Annotated in this window: 24 protein-coding genes, 1 other RNA gene and 1 pseudogene; 16 read left to right on the top strand and 10 right to left on the bottom strand. The window is 29.6% G+C overall.

The genetic code is table 11. The features are described from left to right. Positions 1 to 4 precede the first annotated feature (4 nt). The 4 genes from pfkA (at position 5) to KK2020170_RS10330 (ending at position 3,381) form a co-directional block, all read left to right on the top strand. Entirely contained in the window at positions 5 to 991 is a 987-nt protein-coding gene (pfkA, locus tag KK2020170_RS10345) for a 6-phosphofructokinase (RefSeq protein WP_221258260.1), read from the top strand. Between the two features lie 26 nt (positions 992 to 1,017). Then, on the top strand, positions 1,018 to 2,025 hold the full coding sequence (gene gap, locus KK2020170_RS10340) for a type I glyceraldehyde-3-phosphate dehydrogenase (protein ID WP_221258259.1): 1,008 nt from the start codon (positions 1,018 to 1,020) through the stop codon (positions 2,023 to 2,025). Between the two features lie 57 nt (positions 2,026 to 2,082). Then, a complete protein-coding gene (locus tag KK2020170_RS10335) occupies positions 2,083 to 2,934 on the top strand; it encodes an N-acetylglucosamine kinase (protein ID WP_221258258.1) in 852 nt (283 codons plus the stop codon). A gap of 66 nt (positions 2,935 to 3,000) precedes the next feature. Beyond that, on the top strand, positions 3,001 to 3,381 hold the full coding sequence (locus KK2020170_RS10330; protein ID WP_221258257.1) for a methylglyoxal synthase: 381 nt from the start codon (positions 3,001 to 3,003) through the stop codon (positions 3,379 to 3,381). On the opposite strand, the gene KK2020170_RS13205 is transcribed toward KK2020170_RS10330, so the two are convergent. The 3 genes from KK2020170_RS13205 to KK2020170_RS10315 form a co-directional block, all read right to left on the bottom strand. Continuing rightward, positions 3,378 to 4,079, bottom strand: coding sequence for a DNA polymerase III subunit gamma/tau (locus KK2020170_RS13205; protein ID WP_255567313.1), 702 nt, complete (start codon positions 4,077 to 4,079; stop codon positions 3,378 to 3,380). The two genes, KK2020170_RS10330 and KK2020170_RS13205, sit on opposite strands and share 4 nt — an antisense overlap. Then, positions 4,016 to 5,101 carry a DNA polymerase III subunit gamma/tau gene (gene dnaX, locus KK2020170_RS10320; protein WP_221258256.1) on the bottom strand — a complete coding sequence of 362 codons (1,086 nt, stop codon included), beginning with the start codon at positions 5,099 to 5,101 and terminating at the stop codon, positions 4,016 to 4,018. The genes KK2020170_RS13205 and dnaX overlap by 64 nt, the downstream gene beginning before the upstream one ends. 99 nt (positions 5,102 to 5,200) lie before the next feature. Beyond that, positions 5,201 to 5,497: a hypothetical protein gene (locus tag KK2020170_RS10315; protein WP_221258255.1), complete on the bottom strand. Its 297-nt coding sequence runs from the start codon at positions 5,495 to 5,497 to the stop codon at positions 5,201 to 5,203. A 74-nt stretch (positions 5,498 to 5,571) separates the two neighbouring features. Here KK2020170_RS10315 and rnpB point away from each other — a divergent pair. Next, an RNA gene (rnpB, locus tag KK2020170_RS10310) (RNase P RNA component class A) lies at positions 5,572 to 5,878 on the top strand. Here rnpB and rsmD read toward each other — a convergent pair. From rsmD to KK2020170_RS10295, 3 genes are read right to left on the bottom strand one after another with little or no spacing between them, the layout of a single operon-like run. Beyond that, positions 5,877 to 6,479 carry a 16S rRNA (guanine(966)-N(2))-methyltransferase RsmD gene (rsmD, locus tag KK2020170_RS10305; RefSeq protein WP_221258254.1) on the bottom strand — a complete coding sequence of 201 codons (603 nt, stop codon included), beginning with the start codon at positions 6,477 to 6,479 and terminating at the stop codon, positions 5,877 to 5,879. The genes rnpB and rsmD overlap by 2 nt on opposite strands. Continuing rightward, positions 6,476 to 7,288, bottom strand: coding sequence for a DUF3822 family protein (locus KK2020170_RS10300; RefSeq protein WP_221258253.1), 813 nt, complete (start codon positions 7,286 to 7,288; stop codon positions 6,476 to 6,478). The genes rsmD and KK2020170_RS10300 overlap by 4 nt, the downstream gene beginning before the upstream one ends. After that, positions 7,272 to 8,027 carry a hypothetical protein gene (locus tag KK2020170_RS10295; protein ID WP_221258252.1) on the bottom strand — a complete coding sequence of 252 codons (756 nt, stop codon included), beginning with the start codon at positions 8,025 to 8,027 and terminating at the stop codon, positions 7,272 to 7,274. The genes KK2020170_RS10300 and KK2020170_RS10295 overlap by 17 nt, the downstream gene beginning before the upstream one ends. 118 nt (positions 8,028 to 8,145) lie before the next feature. Here KK2020170_RS10295 and KK2020170_RS10290 point away from each other — a divergent pair, with 118 nt between their 5' ends. The 6 genes from KK2020170_RS10290 to KK2020170_RS10265 are packed head-to-tail and all read left to right on the top strand — an operon-like array spanning position 8,146 to position 12,524. Next, complete coding sequence (locus tag KK2020170_RS10290; RefSeq protein WP_221258251.1) at positions 8,146 to 9,573, top strand: ATP-dependent DNA helicase; 1,428 nt, start codon at positions 8,146 to 8,148, stop codon at positions 9,571 to 9,573. 58 nt (positions 9,574 to 9,631) lie between these two features. Then, entirely contained in the window at positions 9,632 to 10,141 is a 510-nt protein-coding gene (locus KK2020170_RS10285) for a hypothetical protein (RefSeq protein ID WP_221258250.1), read from the top strand. A gap of 10 nt (positions 10,142 to 10,151) precedes the next feature. Next, positions 10,152 to 10,709 (top strand): DUF4126 domain-containing protein, encoded by a 558-nt coding sequence (locus KK2020170_RS10280; RefSeq protein ID WP_221258249.1) that lies wholly within the window; start codon positions 10,152 to 10,154, stop codon positions 10,707 to 10,709. Continuing rightward, positions 10,706 to 11,437 (top strand): 3-deoxy-manno-octulosonate cytidylyltransferase, encoded by a 732-nt coding sequence (kdsB, locus tag KK2020170_RS10275; RefSeq protein ID WP_221258248.1) that lies wholly within the window; start codon positions 10,706 to 10,708, stop codon positions 11,435 to 11,437. Before KK2020170_RS10280 ends, kdsB begins: the two co-directional genes overlap by 4 nt. Positions 11,438 to 11,441: 4 nt before the next feature. Further along, complete coding sequence (locus KK2020170_RS10270; RefSeq protein ID WP_221258247.1) at positions 11,442 to 12,059, top strand: hypothetical protein; 618 nt, start codon at positions 11,442 to 11,444, stop codon at positions 12,057 to 12,059. Next, positions 12,060 to 12,524, top strand: a complete 465-nt coding sequence (locus tag KK2020170_RS10265; protein WP_221258246.1) for a hypothetical protein — start codon at positions 12,060 to 12,062, stop codon at positions 12,522 to 12,524. Here the strand turns inward: KK2020170_RS10265 and KK2020170_RS10260 are convergent. Next, complete coding sequence (locus KK2020170_RS10260) at positions 12,508 to 13,170, bottom strand: spermidine synthase (protein ID WP_221258245.1); 663 nt, start codon at positions 13,168 to 13,170, stop codon at positions 12,508 to 12,510. The two genes, KK2020170_RS10265 and KK2020170_RS10260, sit on opposite strands and share 17 nt — an antisense overlap. A gap of 55 nt (positions 13,171 to 13,225) precedes the next feature. Between KK2020170_RS10260 and KK2020170_RS10255 the strand changes: the two genes are divergently transcribed. Together KK2020170_RS10255 and KK2020170_RS10250 are read left to right on the top strand one after the other, a co-directional pair. Continuing rightward, on the top strand, positions 13,226 to 13,774 hold the full coding sequence (locus tag KK2020170_RS10255; RefSeq protein ID WP_221258244.1) for a 1-acyl-sn-glycerol-3-phosphate acyltransferase: 549 nt from the start codon (positions 13,226 to 13,228) through the stop codon (positions 13,772 to 13,774). Between the two features lie 75 nt (positions 13,775 to 13,849). Then, a complete protein-coding gene (locus tag KK2020170_RS10250) occupies positions 13,850 to 14,851 on the top strand; it encodes an NHL repeat-containing protein (protein WP_221258243.1) in 1,002 nt (333 codons plus the stop codon). 58 nt (positions 14,852 to 14,909) lie between these two features. Here KK2020170_RS10250 and KK2020170_RS10245 read toward each other — a convergent pair whose 3' ends face one another. Then, the gene (locus KK2020170_RS10245; protein WP_221258242.1) at positions 14,910 to 15,365 is read right to left on the bottom strand and encodes a helix-turn-helix domain-containing protein; all 456 of its coding nucleotides are present in this window, start codon (positions 15,363 to 15,365) and stop codon (positions 14,910 to 14,912) included. A gap of 290 nt (positions 15,366 to 15,655) precedes the next feature. On the opposite strand from KK2020170_RS10245, the gene KK2020170_RS10240 reads away from it, so the two are divergent. The 3 genes from KK2020170_RS10240 to KK2020170_RS10230 are packed head-to-tail and all read left to right on the top strand — an operon-like array spanning position 15,656 to position 17,887. Further along, positions 15,656 to 16,810, top strand: coding sequence for a M14 family zinc carboxypeptidase (locus tag KK2020170_RS10240; RefSeq protein WP_221258241.1), 1,155 nt, complete (start codon positions 15,656 to 15,658; stop codon positions 16,808 to 16,810). 44 nt (positions 16,811 to 16,854) lie between these two features. After that, positions 16,855 to 17,334: an Lrp/AsnC family transcriptional regulator gene (locus KK2020170_RS10235; RefSeq protein WP_221258240.1), complete on the top strand. Its 480-nt coding sequence runs from the start codon at positions 16,855 to 16,857 to the stop codon at positions 17,332 to 17,334. Positions 17,335 to 17,377: 43 nt separating this feature from the next. Next, positions 17,378 to 17,887: a DinB family protein gene (locus tag KK2020170_RS10230; protein ID WP_221258239.1), complete on the top strand. Its 510-nt coding sequence runs from the start codon at positions 17,378 to 17,380 to the stop codon at positions 17,885 to 17,887. Positions 17,888 to 17,931: 44 nt separating this feature from the next. Here the strand turns inward: KK2020170_RS10230 and KK2020170_RS10225 are convergent. After that, positions 17,932 to 18,228, bottom strand: a pseudogene (locus tag KK2020170_RS10225) (hypothetical protein); the annotation flags it as partial. Between the two features lie 86 nt (positions 18,229 to 18,314). Further along, positions 18,315 to 19,286 (bottom strand): deoxyhypusine synthase family protein, encoded by a 972-nt coding sequence (locus KK2020170_RS10220; RefSeq protein WP_221258237.1) that lies wholly within the window; start codon positions 19,284 to 19,286, stop codon positions 18,315 to 18,317. Between the last annotated feature and the right edge of the window lie 7 nt (positions 19,287 to 19,293).

Genomic DNA, 19,293 nt, shown 5'->3' with positions numbered 1-19,293 from the left:
AAAAATGACTGAAAAAATATCAAAAATAGCAGTTTTAACATCAGGTGGAGATTCTCCAGGAATGAATGCTGCAATTCGTTCAGTAGTAAGAACTTGTGCTTTTCATAATGTTGAATGTATTGGTGTTTACAGAGGATACCAAGGGATGATTGAAAATGATTTCAAAGAAATGGGTGCTCGATCTGTTAAAGATATTATCAATAAAGGTGGGACTATTTTAAAATCAGCAAGATCAAATGAGTTTCGCACAAAAGAAGGTCGAGAAAAGGCTTTTCAAAATTTAAAAAATAAAGGAGTAAATGCTCTTGTTGTTATTGGAGGAGATGGTTCTTTTACGGGGGCTGAAATTTTTAATAGAGAATTTGGCATTCCAGTTATGGGAATTCCAGGTACAATCGATAATGATATTTATGGTACAAGTCACACTTTAGGGTATGATACTGCTTTAAATACAGTTGTTGAGGCAATCGATAAAATTAGAGATACCGCTAGTTCACATAACCGTTTATTTTTTGTTGAAGTAATGGGAAGAGATGCTGGACACATTGCTTTAAATGCTGGAATTGGAGCTGGAGCAGAAGAAATATTAATTCCTGAAGAAGATTTAGGTCTAGAACGATTATTAGAATCTTTAGAAAGAAGTAAAAATTCAGGTAAATCTTCTAGTTTAGTTGTAGTAGCTGAAGGAGATAAAATAGGTAAGAATGTATTTGAACTTAAAGAATATGTTGAAGAAAATATGCCTGAATATGATGTGCGTGTTTCTGTTTTAGGCCATATGCAAAGAGGTGGCGCACCTTCATGTTTCGATAGAGTTTTAGCATCACGATTAGGTGTAAAAGCAGTGGAATCTATATTGGAAGGTAAATCAAATTATATGGTAGGACTAATCAACGACAAAGTTGCATTAACACCATTAGAACAAGCAATAAAAGGAAGTACAGAAGTAGATAAAGAACTTTTAAGAGTTTCAGATATTATGTCTACTTAAAAATAAATTAAAAATTTATATTAAAAATGTCAAAAGTAAAATTAGGAATTAACGGCTTTGGTAGAATAGGTCGTATTGTTTTTAGAGAATCATTTAATAGAGATAATGTAGAAGTTGTTGCAATAAATGATTTATTAGATGTTGAACATTTAGCTTATTTATTAAAATACGATTCAGTTCACGGAAATTTTAAAGGTAAGGTTGAAGTTAAAGATGGTCAACTTTATGTAAATGATAAATTTATCCGAGTAACTGCAGAAAAAGATCCTACTCAAATAAAATGGGATGATGAAAAAGTAGATGTAGATATCGTTGCAGAATGTACAGGTATATTTACTACTTTGGCAACTGCTGAAGCTCACATTAAAGGAGGAGCAAAGAAAGTTGTAATTTCTGCACCTTCTGCAGACGCACCTATGTTTGTTATGGGGGTAAATCATGATAAAGCTACTGCTGCTGACACTATTGTTTCTAATGCATCATGTACTACAAACTGTTTAGCACCTTTAGCAAAGGTTATTAATGATAACTTTGGTATTGTAGAAGGATTAATGACAACCGTTCACGCAACTACAGCAACTCAATTAACAGTTGATGGTCCTTCAAGAAAAGATTTTCGTGGTGGTAGAGCTGCTTTATTAAACATCATTCCTGCATCTACAGGAGCTGCAAAGGCTGTTGGGAAAGTAATTCCAGAATTAAACGGAAAATTAACAGGTATGTCGATGCGTGTTCCCACTGCTGATGTTTCTGTAGTGGATTTAACAGTAAAAGTTGCTAAAGAAACTTCTTACGAAGAAATCATGAAAGTTTTAAAGGAAGCTTCTGAAACTTCAATGAAAGGAATTTTAGGTTATACTGAAGATTTAGTTGTTTCTCAAGATTTTGTTTCAGACTCAAGAACTTCAATTGTAGATGCAAATGCTGGAATTGGATTAAATTCTACATTTTTCAAATTAGTATCTTGGTATGATAACGAATATGGATACTCTAGTAAATTAATTGATTTGGCAGTTCATATTTCTGCATTATAATAATTTAATCCTCTAACATATGTGGTTTTGTTAGAGGATTTTTTAATTCCCCCAATAATGAGATTATTAGTAGATAGTGGCTCAACAAAAGCCGATTGGATTGCTCTAGATGAAGAAGGAAAAGTTTTTTTTACGACTCAGTCTTTAGGCTTAAATCCTGAAGTTTTATCAAAAGAGGAAATAATTAAAAGATTAAACGAAAAGTTTGACATTTCTCACAATAAAACAAAAGCTACACACTTATACTTTTATGGTGCAGGTTGTGGAACTGATCGAATGAAAAATTTTTTAACCCAAGTTTTTCAAGAATATTTTGTTAATGCAGTAGTTTCTGTTAATGAAGATACTTATGCAGCTGTTTATGCAACAACTCCTAAGAATGAAGAAGCAATTGTTTCTATTTTAGGAACAGGATCAAATTGTAGTTATTTTGATGGAAAAGTTTTACACCAAAAAGTACAGTCTTTAGGGTATATTGCAATGGATGATTGTAGTGGCAATCGTTTTGGTCGCCATTTAATACGAGGTTATTATTTTAATAAAATGCCAAGTGATTTAGCTAAAGAATTTGAAGTTGAATTTAATGTAGATGCTGATTTTATTAAAAATAAACTTTACAAAGAACCTAATCCTAATGCTTATTTAGCAACTTTTGCTAAGTTTTTAATAAAACATAAAGACACTGATTTTTGTAAAGCCTACATAAACTTTGAAATGGAAGCTTTTGTAGAAAATTATATTAAGCAATTTGAAAATTGCTACGAAATACCGGTGCATTTTGTTGGTTCAATCGCTTTTTACTTAAAAGATGAATTAAAAGAAATTTTAGGTAAACACAATATTAAATTAGGTCGAGTTTTAAGAAGGCCTATCGATGGTTTAATAGAGTATCATATACTAAACAAATAAACAACCACCTTGAGATTCCCGATTTTTAATCGGGAATCTTTATTTTTGTACTATATTAATTAGTTTATGAAAACATTTGAATTAGCAATAATTGCACATGATGGAAAAAAAGCTGAGATGGTTCAGTTTATAAATAAAAATAAAAAATTATTGTTTGCTGAAAATATCAAGATTATTGCTACAGGTACAACAGGCGGAAAAGTTGAACAAATAGGAGTAAAGGTAAAAAAAATGTTGTCAGGTCCACTTGGTGGCGATGCTCAAATTGCAGCGCGTGTAGCTGAAGGTAAAACAAAAATGGTTTTATTTTTTAAAGATCCAAACTCAAGTCATGCACATGAGCCCGATATTAGTATGTTAATTAGAATTTGTGATGTTCATAACGTACCTTTAGCTACGAATGAGGCTACTGCACAATTATTGTTAAATGCTTTGAGTGTTGATTAAACATCTAAATCAAAAAGCTTTTTCAATAAATCAAGATTAGGATTTATTTCCTTTAATTTATTGTATTTTTCTTCTGGTGTAAATGCATAACGATTTTCTGTAACTTCATTAACTTCAACTTCAATTGTAATATCGTGATTGTGAAGTTTACCACGTAAATAGCCAAGTAATTCATTGGCACCAGTTAAAAATTCTTCTTTAGTGCTTTCATTTGGCAACTCTAATTCAATAACTGTTCCTTTTAATTTTGGATCATTCATTTGCATATACGTTGCCATTAACTTTTTACCTTGGTCATTCAGTTTTTGAGTGAATTTATTCCAAACTAAAAGCATGTCTGTTTCAGAGAATTTTTCTCTTGGAAGTTCGTCGAGATGTTTATACTGATTTTTCTGTTGGGCTTCAATTTCTTTTTTAGCTTTGATACTTGCCAAAGAAAATGCAGAAACTCTCTGACCTTTATTAAGTTCAACTTTCGGTAAATTAATTTGAGGTACTTCCTTTTGTGGTTCTAAAACAACTTCTTCTTTTGCTAAATTTTCTATTGGAGAAGAGGCTTCTATTTTTGGAGTTTCAACTTTTGGTTTTACTTCAGTAATAGAATAGCTAGAATTTCTAAAATGTGTGGCAGGAATTATAAATGACTCAACTTTTTTTTTTCTCCATCGAAAGTGATAGAGGCTAACTGCATTAAGCATAATTCGACTAAAAGTCGTTGATTTTGAGAAACTTTATATTTTAAATCACATTCGTTAGCTAGTTCAATGCCTTTTAATAAAAAATCATGTGAAGTTTTTTGAGATTGTTCACGATATAAATTTTGAGCATGTTCACCAGCTTCTAACAAAACTAATGTTGTAGGATTTTTACAAACTAATAAATCTCTAAAGTGAGAAGCTAAACCAGCAATAAAATGATGTCCGTCGAAACCTTTTGCTAAAATATCATTATATGCCATTAATAATTCTGGAATTTTATTTTCCAAAATTAAATCAGTCATTCTAATATAATATTCAAAATCTAAAACATTTAAGTTTTCAGTTACAGCCTGACGTGTTAAATTATTACCACAATAAGATACAACCCTATCAAAAATAGAAAGAGCGTCACGCATAGCGCCATCAGCTTTTTGAGCAATAATATGCAAAGCATCATCTTCAAAAGAAACTCCTTGTTCTTTAGCAATATCTGCTAAGTGTTCTTTAGCGTCGTTAACAGTAATTCTTTTAAAATCAAATATTTGACAACGAGAAAGTATCGTTGGTAAAATCTTATGTTTTTCAGTAGTTGCAAGTATAAAGATTGCATGTCTTGGCGGTTCTTCTAATGTTTTAAGAAAGGCATTAAAAGCTGCTTGAGAAAGCATATGAACCTCGTCAATAATATAGACCTTATATTTTCCTGTCTGTGGAGGTATTCTAACTTGGTCTATAATATTTCGAATATCATCAACTCCGTTGTTAGATGCGGCATCTAATTCAAAAACATTGAATGAAAAATCTTCGTTTGGGTCGTCATAACCTTCTTGATTAATTTTTCGAGCTAAAATACGAGCACAGGTTGTTTTTCCAACACCTCTAGGTCCTGTAAACAATAAGGCTTGTGCAAGGTGATTATTCTCAATAGCATTAAGTAAAGTGTTAGTAATAGCTTTCTGACCTACAACATCTTTGAATGTTTGAGGTCTGTATTTTCTAGCCGATACTATAAATTGCTCCATAAAAATATTTGAAAAACAAATATAAGTTTAGAATACCCAAAATGCAAGTCTATAAAACCAAATTAAGTGGAATATTTGCAAAAGTTATTCACAATTTACTTAATCAATATCTCTAGACATTATACGTTGAAATACTTTATATACTTCTGAACTTGAATTAGCGGAATAACCTGCTACAAAAACACCTTTTTTATCATCAAATGAAGAAATTCCATAAACAATCGCTTCATCATCAGGATTGGTATTGCCTTCGTATCTATAAATATGATGAATTATATAATTATCAGGATCCATTAGGATTTCATTTTCATTCAAATTATAATCATAATCAAATCCTTTTTCTTTTAATTCTGTCAGTGCTTGCGAGACAGAAGCATAATGATACTTGATTTTCATGATACTTTTTCTTTAAAGTTAAGAAAAAATACACAATTTATAGTTTATTAAAAGTTAAACTATAGTACTTTTGTACCGCAGACCGCCTTATCGCTGCTCGAAAGAGGAGAGGAAAGTCCGGACATCATAGAGCAAGCATAACGGGTAACGCCCGTCCGTCGGAAGGCGAGGACAAGTGCAACAGAAAGTATGTACAGGTAATGCTGTAGTGAAACCAGGTAAACTCTATGCGATGAAATGCCATGTATATCAGCAATTAAGAGCTGCTCGTTCAATGCTGAGGGGTAGGCAGATGGATTCCGTGAGTAATTGCGGAACTAGATAAATGATAAGGCTTCAATTTATTGAAGACAGAATCCGGCTTACAGGTCTGCTTTTTTTAATCTTCTTCGCTATCGTCGAAGTCTTCTTCAGAATCATCTTCTATGTCTTCTTCTTCATCGAATTCAAATTCAAAGAAGGAAAAAGTGGTTCCACCATAATGTTTAGCAAAAGAAAAATTTTCTAAATGTTCAAGTTTGGTTTCTTTTGAATGCTCAACAATTAACATTCCTTCGTGATCTAGAATTTCATTTTTTAAAATTAAAGTTACGATACTTTCAAATTGTTCTTGAGACAAATGATAGGGTGGATCTGCAAAAACAATATCATAAGATGTATTACAACGCTCTAAAAACTTAAAAACATCGCTTTTAATGGTGGTTATGTCGAAATCAAATTCTGTAGCTGTTTTTTTAATGAAGTTGATACAACCAAAATCAGCATCAACACTTGTTATTGGTTCTGAACCTCGAGAAGCAAACTCATAGCTTATATTTCCAGTTCCGGCAAATAAATCAAGTATTTTTAATCCAGAAAAGTTAAAGTGATTATTTAAAACGTTAAATAATGATTCTTTAGCTAAATCAGTTGTAGGACGAACAGGTAGCTTTTTGGGCGCTATAATTCTTCTTCCTTTATATTTTCCAGATATAATTCTCATGAATTTATAAGAATAAAATTTTCTAACGATTGATTTTTTGAAATATGAAATTTATCTGCAAATGCCTGAACATCACAAATAATACAATTTCTAATATATTTATAAGCAATTTTAAAATAGTCATGATCTTCTGTAATAATACCAGTAAAATTCACTTTAGAATTCTCTGGATTAAGTTGAAGCTGTTCAAAAGTAAATAAAGTATAATAAATAAAATCTTCAGGAGTTGTAGGTTCAAATGAATTATAAAAAATCAAGTTTCCGCCTTGAACAACTACAATTTCAAAATGCTTTTCTTGATTATGAATAAATACTTGTTTTTCAAAAACATATTTTGAAATGTTTAAAATTGTATCGACTAAAAGAGTAGAAGAGTGTACATAATCGAAACTTGCAAATTGATCTAATAAAAAATTATTAATGTTTACATAAGGTACATATACATTATTAATTTCTTGTTTAGTTAATTTATCGTATGCAAATAAGTCAGATTCAAAAACTTTGATATTGTATTGTAAATAACTCCCTAAGAAATTTTCGTCAAACAAAGATTGTGGAACAAATGTATTTAATGAATTCTCATGAATAACAAGAACTTCATCATACTTTTCATTTAAAAGAGGGAATTCTGAAAAGACTTTCCACAACTGTTCTTCAATGACTTGACTTTGAGGGAAAGTTATTTTTTGTAATGAAACAATATGATTTGATAGTAAGTCGAAAACACAAAAAGAAAGTCCACTCAAGGAAACCTGAATGGACAACTTTTTGTAATTTTTTTGAGTAATATCGTTATTCGTTACTACCATATTTTTTTGGCCAGTTACCAGTTACTACAGCTTCTTCTAATGAACCTAAAGTAATTTTGTCGCCGTTAATTTCATCGATTGATTCAACTTTATTTTCTTGTTCTACTAATTCTTGATCTAAATCAGCTAATAAAGCATTCTTGTCAATTTCTGCTTTAAATACAGGAACTTTTGTATCGTTACGAACAATTGAACTCGCCTCTAAAGTTACAGGAATTTCAGTATTACCAACTTTAACTACATTTAATCTTTTGTATCTGTCAGAATTTCTAAATAGAGAATCTTTAACAGTAACATACCCTAAAGTATCAATAATTACGATGTCTTTGTAGAAACCTTCTTTAGAATCTGCAGCAATACCAAAAGCGATGTTTTTTGAGGCATCAATAACAGCAGTATCTTTTCTTGAAATAATTGCGAATTTTTCATTTTCTATAAACTGAACTAATTTATCAAATGAATCTGCAAAATCTTTGTGAACAGTTTTATAGCCCATTTGAGCTTTTTTAATGTCTAACATTTTGCTAACAGCAACCTCGTAACGTCTTTCTTTTTCTTGTTTGAATTCGATTGGCTTCATTACAGAAGCATAGATCATATAAGCAATTCCAATACTTACTAACCATAAAACAATAGAGACAATAGGTCTCGCTGAATCTGGTAAAAATTTATCAATTAACTTAACAATCCCAAAAGTTGCAAGTGCAATAAGAATAACTGCTACAATAACAAGTATCATTTATTTTAATTTTTAATGATTAGGTACGCAAATCTACAATTTTTTTTTCTTCTTAAAAGAAATTCTTATAAAAATCATCAGTATCTTTGAAAAAATCTATAAGCCAATATTTTTATAAATGAGTTCAGCGCTGTTTTACAAAACTTTACGTCAAAATTTTCCATTTGAACCAACCTTAAAACAAGATATATTCTTTCAAAAAATTTCAGAATTTGTTACAAATAACAATACTTCAGAAATTTTTATACTCAAAGGTTATGCCGGAACTGGTAAAACAACAATAATCTCAACATTGGTCAATTATTTACAAAACGTAAATAAAAAATATATATTGTTAGCACCAACGGGAAGAGCTGCGAAAGTAATTAGTAATTATTCAAGTAAACCTGCATTTACGGTACACAAGAGAATTTATTTTCCAAAAAAAAATAAATCGGGTGGTGTGTCTTTTACTTTACAACAAAACAAATTTAAAAATACAATCTTCATCGTTGATGAGTCTTCAATGATTTCCGATTCTAGTCAAGATGCTAAAATGTATCAATATGGGTCTTTATTAGATGATTTAATGTATTATGTAGATTCTGGTCAAAATTGTAAGCTTATATTTATTGGAGATACAGCACAGTTACCACCAGTTGGAATGGATGAAAGTCCTGCTTTAGATATTAATTCAATGGGATTACACTTCAATAAAGATGTTCAGCATATTGAATTAGATGAAGTTATGCGACAAGCTGAAGAGTCTGGGATTTTATTTAATGCAACCGAATTAAGAGAAGTTTTAAAGTCTAATTTTATAACGGAATTTCAATTCAAGTTAAATCCGTTTAAAGATATTGTTCGACTGCAAGATAGTTATGATATTCTTGATGCGATTCATGATTCGTTCCGACAATATGGTCCTGAAGAAACTACTTTTATTGTTCGTTCGAATAAAAGAGCCAATCAATATAACCAACAAATTCGTACTAAAATTTTAGATCGAGAAAGTGAATTATCAGTTGGAGATTTATTAATGGTTGTTAAGAATAATTATTTCTGGCTAAAAGAAAACTCTGAAGCTGGTTTTATAGCAAATGGCGATATTATTGAAGTACAGCGCATTAAAAACATTTTAGAATTATACGGATTCAAATTTGCTACAGTAACCGTAAAAATGGTCGATTACCCTAACCAACCTTCTTTTGAAACGGTTTTATTGTTAGATACACTTACAAGCGAATCACCCTCGTTAACGTATGACGAATCGAATCAGTTATATAACGAAGTCATGAAAGATTTTGAAGACGAAAAACACCAATACCGCAAATTTTTAAAAGTTAAGAATAGTCCGCATTTTAACGCTTTACAGGTGAAATTTTCTTATGCGATGACGTGTCACAAATCGCAAGGAGGGCAGTGGCATACCGTTTTTATTGAACAACCCTATTTACCAAATGGTATAGATATTGATTATATTCGTTGGTTGTACACAGCCGTAACGCGTGCAAAGGAAAAGTTGTATTTAATTGGATTTAAGGATGATTTCTTTTTGAATGAATAATATTTTACATTTAATTGAAATTGTTTAAAATTAAAAGATTTGGATTATAAAAAAAGTTATGAATTATATTTTTTTTAGTGCGAAAAGTGAGATTGAAAAAATAGAAAAGCATTATATAAATAGTGACTTAAAGCACATTTATTTAAAACATAAAGAAGAAATTTTAATTATTTTAAATTGTGTTGAAAAAATTGAAAAAGAAAATAGGATAACTGAAGAGGATTTAAAAATATTAGAAAATGGTATAAAAAACTCTTGGGAAGAGGTCTTTTTTTATCAAGCTGGAAAATATGTTTCACATTATTCTTTTAAATTTAAAGAAGTTGAGCAATTATTCTATAAACTTATTAATAATAAAGATTATAAAAATAGATTCCGTATATTAACTGTTTTACTTAATGAGCCTCCAAGAAAAATTACAAAAGAAGTATTGTCAAAAGCACTAAATGATAAAAGCTTAACTATTCAAAAAAAAGCTGAAGATATTATTATAAGGCTAAATGCAAAACATAAATATAATTTTTTCCAAAAATTAAGTATTCAAAAGCTAAAAAATAAAACTGTTTAAATTTTACGAAATGATAGAAACCATTATTAGCATTTGTCTTGGAATAGGATTAGCGGCTTCGGCTGGTTTTCGTGTTTTTGTTCCGCTTTTTGTACTGAGTTTAGCTACACACTACGGATATGTTCCTGTTGGAGAATCGTTTACTTGGATAGGTAGTCAAGCTGCTATGATTTGTTTAGGCATTGCAACAGTTGTTGAAATATTTGCATATTATATTCCATTTGTCGATAATTTACTCGATTCAATTGCTATTCCGTTAGCAAGTATTGCAGGTACAATCGTAATGGCATCAACTTTGGTCGATTTAGATCCTATGTTAACTTGGGGATTGGCCATAATTGCTGGAGGTGGAACTGCCGCAGCATTAAATACTGCAACTGCTAAAACGCGATTAGCTTCAACTGCTACAACTGGAGGCTTAGCCAATCCAATAGTTTCAACAACAGAAACTGCAACAGCATCTTTTGTTTCAGTAACATCAATATTTTTACCAGTTGCCGCATTTTTAATTGTTTTGTTTATTTTCTTTGTAGGAATAAAATTATTTAAAAAAGTTTTTGGACGATGAACATTATCGCTGTAATTCCCGCTCGTTATGCATCAACACGTTTTCCTGCTAAATTATTACAAGATTTAGGTGGAAAGTCAGTTATTGTGAGAACTTACGAAGCTGCTTTGGCAACCAAACTATTTGATGATGTTTTTGTGGTTACCGATTCGAATTTGATTTTTAACGAAATTGAATCGAATGGTGGAAAAGCAATCATGAGCATAAAAGAGCATGAAAGTGGAAGCGATAGAATAGCGGAAGCAGTTGAAAATATGAATGTTGATGTTGTGGTTAATGTTCAAGGCGACGAACCTTTTATTAATAAAGAAGCTCTAAGTCAATTGGTTCAAGTTTTTAAAAATGATAATGAAAAGAAAGTCGATTTAGCTTCGTTAATGTTTCAAATAACTGAAAAAGACGAAATTTCAAACCCTAATAATGTTAAGGTAATTGTCGACCAACAAGGGTTTGCTTTATACTTTTCGCGTTCTGTAATTCCGTTTCCAAGAGAAGAAAATGTTGGTGTTCGCTATATGAAACACATTGGTATTTATGCGTTTAGGAAAGAAGCACTGATGGATTTCTATCGTTTACCAATGTTGTCTTTAGAAGCTTCTGAAAAATTAGAACAACTTCGTTATTTAGAATACGGAAAACGAATTCGAATGATTGAAACTTCACACGGAAGCATAGGAATTGATACACCTGAAGATTTAGAAAAAGCTAGAGAATTACTCAAAAACTAAAATTATGACACAAGAAGAATTAAAAAACCTAATTGGCTATAAAGAAGATAGAGTAGCAGTTTTACAAACTAAAAAACAATCTTTAGTTGATTTAGAAAGTGAAATTTCAAAATCGAAGTTGGCCAGAACAATGCAAACTGCTTTCTATAATATTAAGCGATTCTTTTTGTTGTTTGTAACGGTAATTTTACTACTAACAGGAATTATAGGTTTAGTTTATCCCGATTTATTGTTCTTAAATTCAAGTAAATACAAAAGTGATTTTGTAGAAGATTTTAAAACGCAATACCAAAATGAAACGAGTAAAGCTTTAGAAATAAGTTTTAAAGAAGCTCAAGGAAATTCAAACTATAATATTAAAACTTTAGAACGAAATATTGACGATGCAATTACCGAAATAGCTGTAAAAAATGCACATTTTAGTATCAGAATTATAGCTTTCATTTTATTATGTTTGGCTGGTTTTCTTTGGTATATTTCAAAATTGACAAAAAAGTTAAAAGAAAGCGATGAAGTGATTTCTAAAGTAATTGTAACCAATAAAGAAATCATTAAAGATTACGAGTTAATTATTGATGAAGAAAACAGAGAAATTTCAGACTTAAAGAAGAATCTTGTCTAAATGGAAACACAAAAATCAAGGATTTTATTTTTTGGGACGGCTATATTTACATGGTTAACAACAGCAAGTATTTGTTATACTTTGTATATGATTGTTAAAGATTTAATGATGATATTTAATATTGATGCAGCTTTAAATATTGTGATTTCAAATTTTTTTTATTTAATTATTTTTTTAATACTTTTATATTACTCTATTAAAAATTTAAATAAACTTTCGAGTAAAAAGACATTTTTTGTTCTAATTATTTCTTATTTCATAATCCAAATATTACAATTCCTTTATTCATACTTTTTTTATGAATATATGATTGAAAATTTAGGTTTGAGTTTTTCAAAATATTATGATACGGTTGATAATTTATTTATAAAATTTCAATTTGAAAATATAATTGGAATTATAAAATATTTAATTGCTGCGTTATTAATTTTATATTACTCTAAAGAGACTAAGCTAATTTCTTAATGGTAAAAAGTTCGTTATGAACTTCAATTTTAGGGTACATTCTAACCGAATAATTTTGATCAAACTTACTTTTATAAATGGCGTTTCGTCTTCTGTCTTGAAAACCTAAAACCATAGTATTAAATAAGATAAAACCATTCACTTTAAGTAAAAAGTTAATTCTTTTTATAAAGAAATCTTCAAATAAAAAGTTAGGCATAGTCGTATCTTGAAAAATATCGATGATAATTAAATCGTACTTTTCTTTGGTTTTTAAAACAAATTCAAAAGCATCATCAATTACCAATTCCAAATTCGGAATTTCATTTAATTTGAAGTAAGATTTGGCAATTTTTACAACTTCTTCATCGATTTCAACACCAGTAATTTTTCCAGTAAATTTTACTTCTTCTACCAAAGTTTTAATTACACTTCCACCAGCTACACCTAGAACTAAAACCGAATCAAAATTTTGAATTCTTTTAAACCCTATATATTTCAATCCTTTACGTAAAATTCGCTGTAAACTCCCAAAAGAATAGTTGGTGTTTTCAGAATCTAAAACCAATTGACCATTATTCCAGGTAACTTCCAGATTTTTACTAACGTTAGATTTCTTTTGGTAGATTTTTATGGGTAAAATATAGCTTAAATACTTCTTAAACATTCATCAAAACTTTGTATTCGTAAATATAATGCTATTTTTGAGGAAATTTTAGTAGATGAAAAAGTTTCTATACAAACTAATCTTTTTTAAACTCTTAGGTTGGAAAATTACAGGCGAAATGTCTGCAGATATAAAGAAGTGTGTCATTATAGTTGTACCACACACAAGTTGGTATGATTTTTTTGTTGGCCTTTTTACAAGAGGAATATTAGGTTTACAAATGAATTTTGTTGGAAAAAAAGAACTTTTTACATTTCCATTTGGTTATTATTTTAAATGGGTTGGTGGCGCTCCATTAGACAGAAGTAAACACGAAAATAAAGTAGATGCAATTGCCGCAATTTTTGAAGAGAAAGAAGAATTTCGTTTAGCTATTGCCCCTGAAGGGACACGTAAAAAAGTAAAAGAATGGAAAACAGGATTTTATTATATAGCCTTAAAAGCTAACGTGCCAATTTATCCAGTTGCATTTGATTACGAACATAAAGAAGTAAAATTATTTGAACCTTTTTATCCTACATCAAACAAGGAAGAAGATTTTGAATTTCTTCAAAGATTGTTTAGAGGTATTAAAGGGAAAAATGCTGAAAATTCTTTTTTTTAAAAAAAAATTAAAAAAATAAATCCAAAAAAAAATAAATCTCGTAAATGATTTTAACTAATGTTAAAAAAATAATTTATGAGAAATTTAATTTTATTAGGAGCAGCATCGCTTTTCCTTGTTTCATGTTCGGATGATGATAATAGTTCATCTCAAACAACAATTGCTAAACTAGTTACTAGTAGCAACACTTCGGGTAAAATTACCTATCAAGATTTGTCTTCAACAAATCAAATGTTTTCTTCATTAACTGTTTCAGGCGTAGATAGCGATGGGATTTATTTAAACAATTCAACTAAAGAAATTATCCTTGCTTCGAGAACTAATAATAGACTGGAAACGTATTCAAATTTAGAAAACTCATTAAGTACAAACACTGATAATTTGATGTTGGCTAATTTTAGTTCAAATTTAGACTTTACTAATGCTAGAGAGATTGCAGTAATGGGAGATAAAGTCATAGTTACTCAAGATCAAGCAGCTTCAAATTCCAATACAAATAAGTTATTTGTATATCAAAAAATGTCAAATGGGTATACCTTACTTAACGATTACACAGTTGATTTTAAATTATGGGGAATACACGTTGAAGGAAATGATTTATATGCAATCGCTGATCTTACAAGTGATTTAGTTTATTTCAGTAACTTTTTTAATAATTCAAGTGGAACAATTACACCTACAAAACGAGTTACTATAGAAGGATTAACAAGAACACATGGTATTACACATTCTACAATGGATAATGTTATGATCCTTACAGATGTTGCTGATGCAGCAAGTGCAACTGATGGAGGCGTTATTGTTATAAATAATTTTTCAAGTGTATTTGGTTCAACTGCAAATATGGGAACAATTGCTATGAGTAACCAAATAAGAATATACGGACCAAATAGTACACTTGGAAATCCAGTAGACGTTGCTTACGACTATCAAACAAACAAAATTTATGTAGCTGAAAGAGCTAATGGAGGAGGAAAAGTATTAACTTTTAATTTTCCAACAGGAAGTGGTGATACAGCTCCAGAAGCTTCTAGAGATGAGCCAGGGGTAGCTGGTATTTATTTAATTAGAGAATAACTCAAGTTGTTTTTTGAATTAGTTGATTTTTTTTGTGAATAAGGCGCTAATAAGCGCCTTATTTTTTTGGATTATATGATTTAAAAGTTCCATTACTGTAAAAGATTACAATTTTATCTATTGATTCATTTGTATTTTCTAATATTTTAGATTCTTCAGTACTTGCTGTATGTAATTGAGTATCTTTTATAAAACTGCTTTCTGAGTCTTTAGGTTTTTCCTCTTGAAATAAATCAAAACTCTTATTTTTCTCATTAATTATTTCAGGATAAATATTATTATCTTCATTTTTAGGAAATTCTCCTTTTCCTTGAAGTAACCAATATAAATCTACTTCTTTAAAAACCTCAGAAATTTTTAATACAAATTCTAAACTTGGTTTATTTCTTCCAGAGAGTAGGTGAGAAAGACTAGAACGTTGCACACCTATTTTATCAGCAAAAGCAGAAGCTGTTAGACCATAATAATCTAATATAGTTTGAAGCTTTAATGTAAAATCATCAGTGTTTAACATTGTAATTTTATTAAAATAAATAATGTTACAAATGTAATCAAATAAGTAAAAATAAACAAGTTTACATTTGTAAATAAAAGAATATGTAATAAATTGACACTTTAGTTAATACTTGCTAAAATACTGAAATACATAAATTTAAAATTTATATTTAAATTTGTTTAGCAATGTAAATATTAACAGATACTCAAGAGATGTAAGATGTTTACACTTGTAATTTATTTAATAAATTAAAGTGTTTACAGATGTAAAAATTAAGTTGTTTACATTTGTAATCAAATTAATAATATATGGATTTATTGCATAAAGCTACACAATATATTTACAAACCTATACAAGGTAGATATGTGACAAATGAAATGGTCTTTGAGTTTTTAAATACGCTTAATTCTAATTTTGTAATTTCTGAATTAGGAAAATCTGTTCAAGGAAAAACTATAAAGAGTGTGAGATTTGGTAATGGTGATATTAAGATATTTATGTGGTCTCAAATGCATGGAAATGAATCAACAACTACTAAAGGACTTATAGATTTCTTAAATTATTTAAATCTTAATAAAGAAAAGGCAAATGATTTTAAAGAAAAATATACTTTGTTATGTATTCCAATTTTAAATCCAGATGGCGCAGCTATGTATACTAGGTTTAATGCTAATGAAATTGACTTAAATCGAGATGCAAAACAGCAAACTCAGCCAGAGAGTCTTATATTAAGGGATACATATCTTGATTTTAAACCTGACTATTGTTTTAATTTACACGATCAAAGAACAATTTTTGGAACTGATTCAACTGGCTTGCCAGCTACCATGTCTTTTTTGTCTCCAGCTTTTAACGAAGAAAGAACATATAATAATGTTAGAATGAAAGCTGTTGCTGTTATTAACAGTGTAAATACAAAATTACAGCAATACATTCCTAATCAAGTAGGAAGATTTGATGATTCGTTTAACGACAATTGTATAGGCGATTACTTAACAACTTTGAATATACCGACAGTTTTATTTGAAGCTGGACATTTTCAAAATGATTACAATAGGGAAGAAGTTAGAAAATTTGTTTTTATTTCACTTTTTGTAGGAATTTCTTCAATTTACGAAAACGTTGTAGTTGATAATGAATTAGATGAATATTTGAAAATTCCTCAAAATAAATCCAATTTTAGAGACTTTATTTATAAAAATATCAAAATATTTGATGATAATAGTGAGAAATTAATTAATTTTGCTGCTCAATACAGAGAAGTATTAAATGATTCGAAAATTGAGTTTACTGCGGAAATTTCTGAAGTAAACGGTTTAGAAGATTTTTTTGGACATACTGTAATAGATGGGAAAGGTTTTGATTTTGACTCTGAATTTGGAAAAAAACCTATAATTGGCAAAAAAGCTGACTTTTCTTTAAATAAAATGTTAAAATTCCGTAACGGTTTACAATTATTTTAATATTTTTGAGTTTTAATTATTGAAATAAATTTTAAGTACTTTATATGAGTAAGTTTAGATTAGATGAAGTTGATCATCAAATTTTGGACATGTTAATTGATAATACACGTGTTCCTTTTACAGATATTGCTAAAAAACTTTTAATTTCTGCTGGAACAGTTCACGTACGTGTGAAAAAGATGGAAGATGCTGGAATTATTCAAGGTTCGTCTTTAACATTAGATTATGAAAAATTAGGTTATTCTTTCATTGCTTATGTTGGGGTGTTTTTACACAATACTTCTCAAACTAAATTTGTTTTAGAGAGAATTGCTGATATTCCTTATGTAACAGTTGCACACGTAACAACAGGTAAGTTTAATATCTTTTGTAAAATTAGAGCCCGCGATACTAAACATGCAAAAGAAGTAATCTTTATGATTGATGATATTGATGGAGTATATAGAACTGAAACTATGATATCTCTTGAAGAAAGCATAAATGATAAAAAACGCTTAATGCATACAATTTTTAAAGAAATGTAATATTAAAATCCCGATTTATTCGGGATTTTTTACTTTTTAGATTATGATTTTAAACGAAAACGAATTTGCGCCTTATTATGAGCTATATATTAAAAAGGCTCAGCAATACAATTCTATTTTAGAAGGATTAATAGACAATGAAAAAGAAATTATTTCTTTTTTTAATAATTTTCCAACTGAAAAATTAGAATTTAGATATGCAGAAGGTAAGTGGACTCCTAAAGATATTTTATTACATCTAATAGATGCCGAAAGAATTTTTGCTTATCGAGGATTGTGTATTGCTCGTAATGACAAAACAGAATTTCCGGGATTTGAAGAAAACGATTATGTTGAAGAAGCAAATGCAAACTTAAGAGAAATTGACGATTTAATTGAAGAATTTAAATCTGTACGAAAGTCTACATTTTTAATGTATAAATCCTTCGATGATGTACAATTGAAAAGGGTAGGTATTGCTTCTGATTGTTCTGTTTCTGTAAGAGCACTTGCTTATATGACTTTAGGACATTATTTGCATCATATGCAAATAATAAAAGAAAGATATTTATAATAAAAAAGGTATGCAGTGCATACCTTTTTTATATTTTACGATTAATCTTCTTCAGATTCATCAGCAATTTCCAGATCTTTCAAAGCATCTAATGAATCGTCATCTCCAGTTTCATCGATGTCATCTTCATCGTAGTTTTCAATTCTATCGGCAAGTTTAGTACTTACTTTAACTAGATAGATTGTGTCTTCTGTGCGAACTTCAACTGCTTCAATCGACTCATTTTTAGCGTTTTTAAAACGAATGATGTCAGATTCATCATAGCCATCAGGAAATTTCTCAACTAGTAGTGTTAAGATTTCATTTGTTAATTTTGCGTAATCAACAATTACTCTTTTCATTGGGTTGTTTTTAGTCTTGTATTTTTGTCAAATGTAATATCCAAAACGATATAATCAAATATTTTTTGAAAAATTTTTGAAAAATTTTACCAACCTAAAATATAAGCAAAAATCAGCGGTGCAACGATAGTAGCATCTGATTCTACAATGAATTTCGGTGTTGTGATATCTAATTTACCCCAAGTGATTTTTTCATTAGGAACTGCTCCTGAATACGAACCATAACTTGTTGTAGAATCGGAAATTTGGCAGAAATATGCCCAAAATGGAACATCATGCATTTCCATATCTTGATATAACATTGGCACAACACAAATAGGGAAGTCTCCAGCGATACCTCCACCAATTTGAAAGAAACCAATACCTTTTCCTGCACAATTATCTTTGTACCAATCTGCTAACCACATCATGTATTCAACGCCACTTTTCATTGTAGTAGCTTTGAATTCTTGTTTAATACAGTAAGAAGCAAAAATATTACCCATTGTACTATCTTCCCATCCTGGGACTACAATTGGTAAGTTTTTCTCAGCTGCAGCAACCATCCAAGAATCTTTAGGGTCAATTTCGTAATATTGCTCTAAAACTCCAGAATTAATCATTTGGTACATAAATTCATGCGGAAAATATCTTTCTCCTGATTTGTCAGCTTTATTCCAAATATCAAATAAATGAGATTGTAATCTTCTAAAAGCTTCTTCTTCAGGAATACAAGTATCTGTTACACGATTATAATGGTTTTCTAATAAATCCCATTCTTCTTGTGGTGATAAATCTCTGTAATTAGGAACTCTTTTATATGAATTATGAGCTACTAAGTTCATAATGTCTTCTTCTAAGTTTGCTCCTGTACAAGAAATAATGTGAATTTTATCTTGACGAATCATTTCTGCTAATGATTTTCCTAATTCAGCTGTTGACATGGCTCCAGCTAAAGTTACCATCATTTTACCGTTGTCTAATAAATGCTCTTCGTATCCTTTTGCGGCATCAACTAAAGCAGCAGCGTTAAAATGTAAATAATGTTTTTCTACAAATTGACTAATTGGTCCTTTCATTTTCTTT

This window comes from Flavobacterium okayamense, from assembly GCF_019702945.1.
GTDB classification, from domain to species: Bacteria; Bacteroidota; Bacteroidia; order Flavobacteriales; family Flavobacteriaceae; genus Flavobacterium; species Flavobacterium okayamense.
Note: the sequence above shows the minus strand (reverse complement) of the source record. Positions and strands in the feature narration are given on the sequence as shown.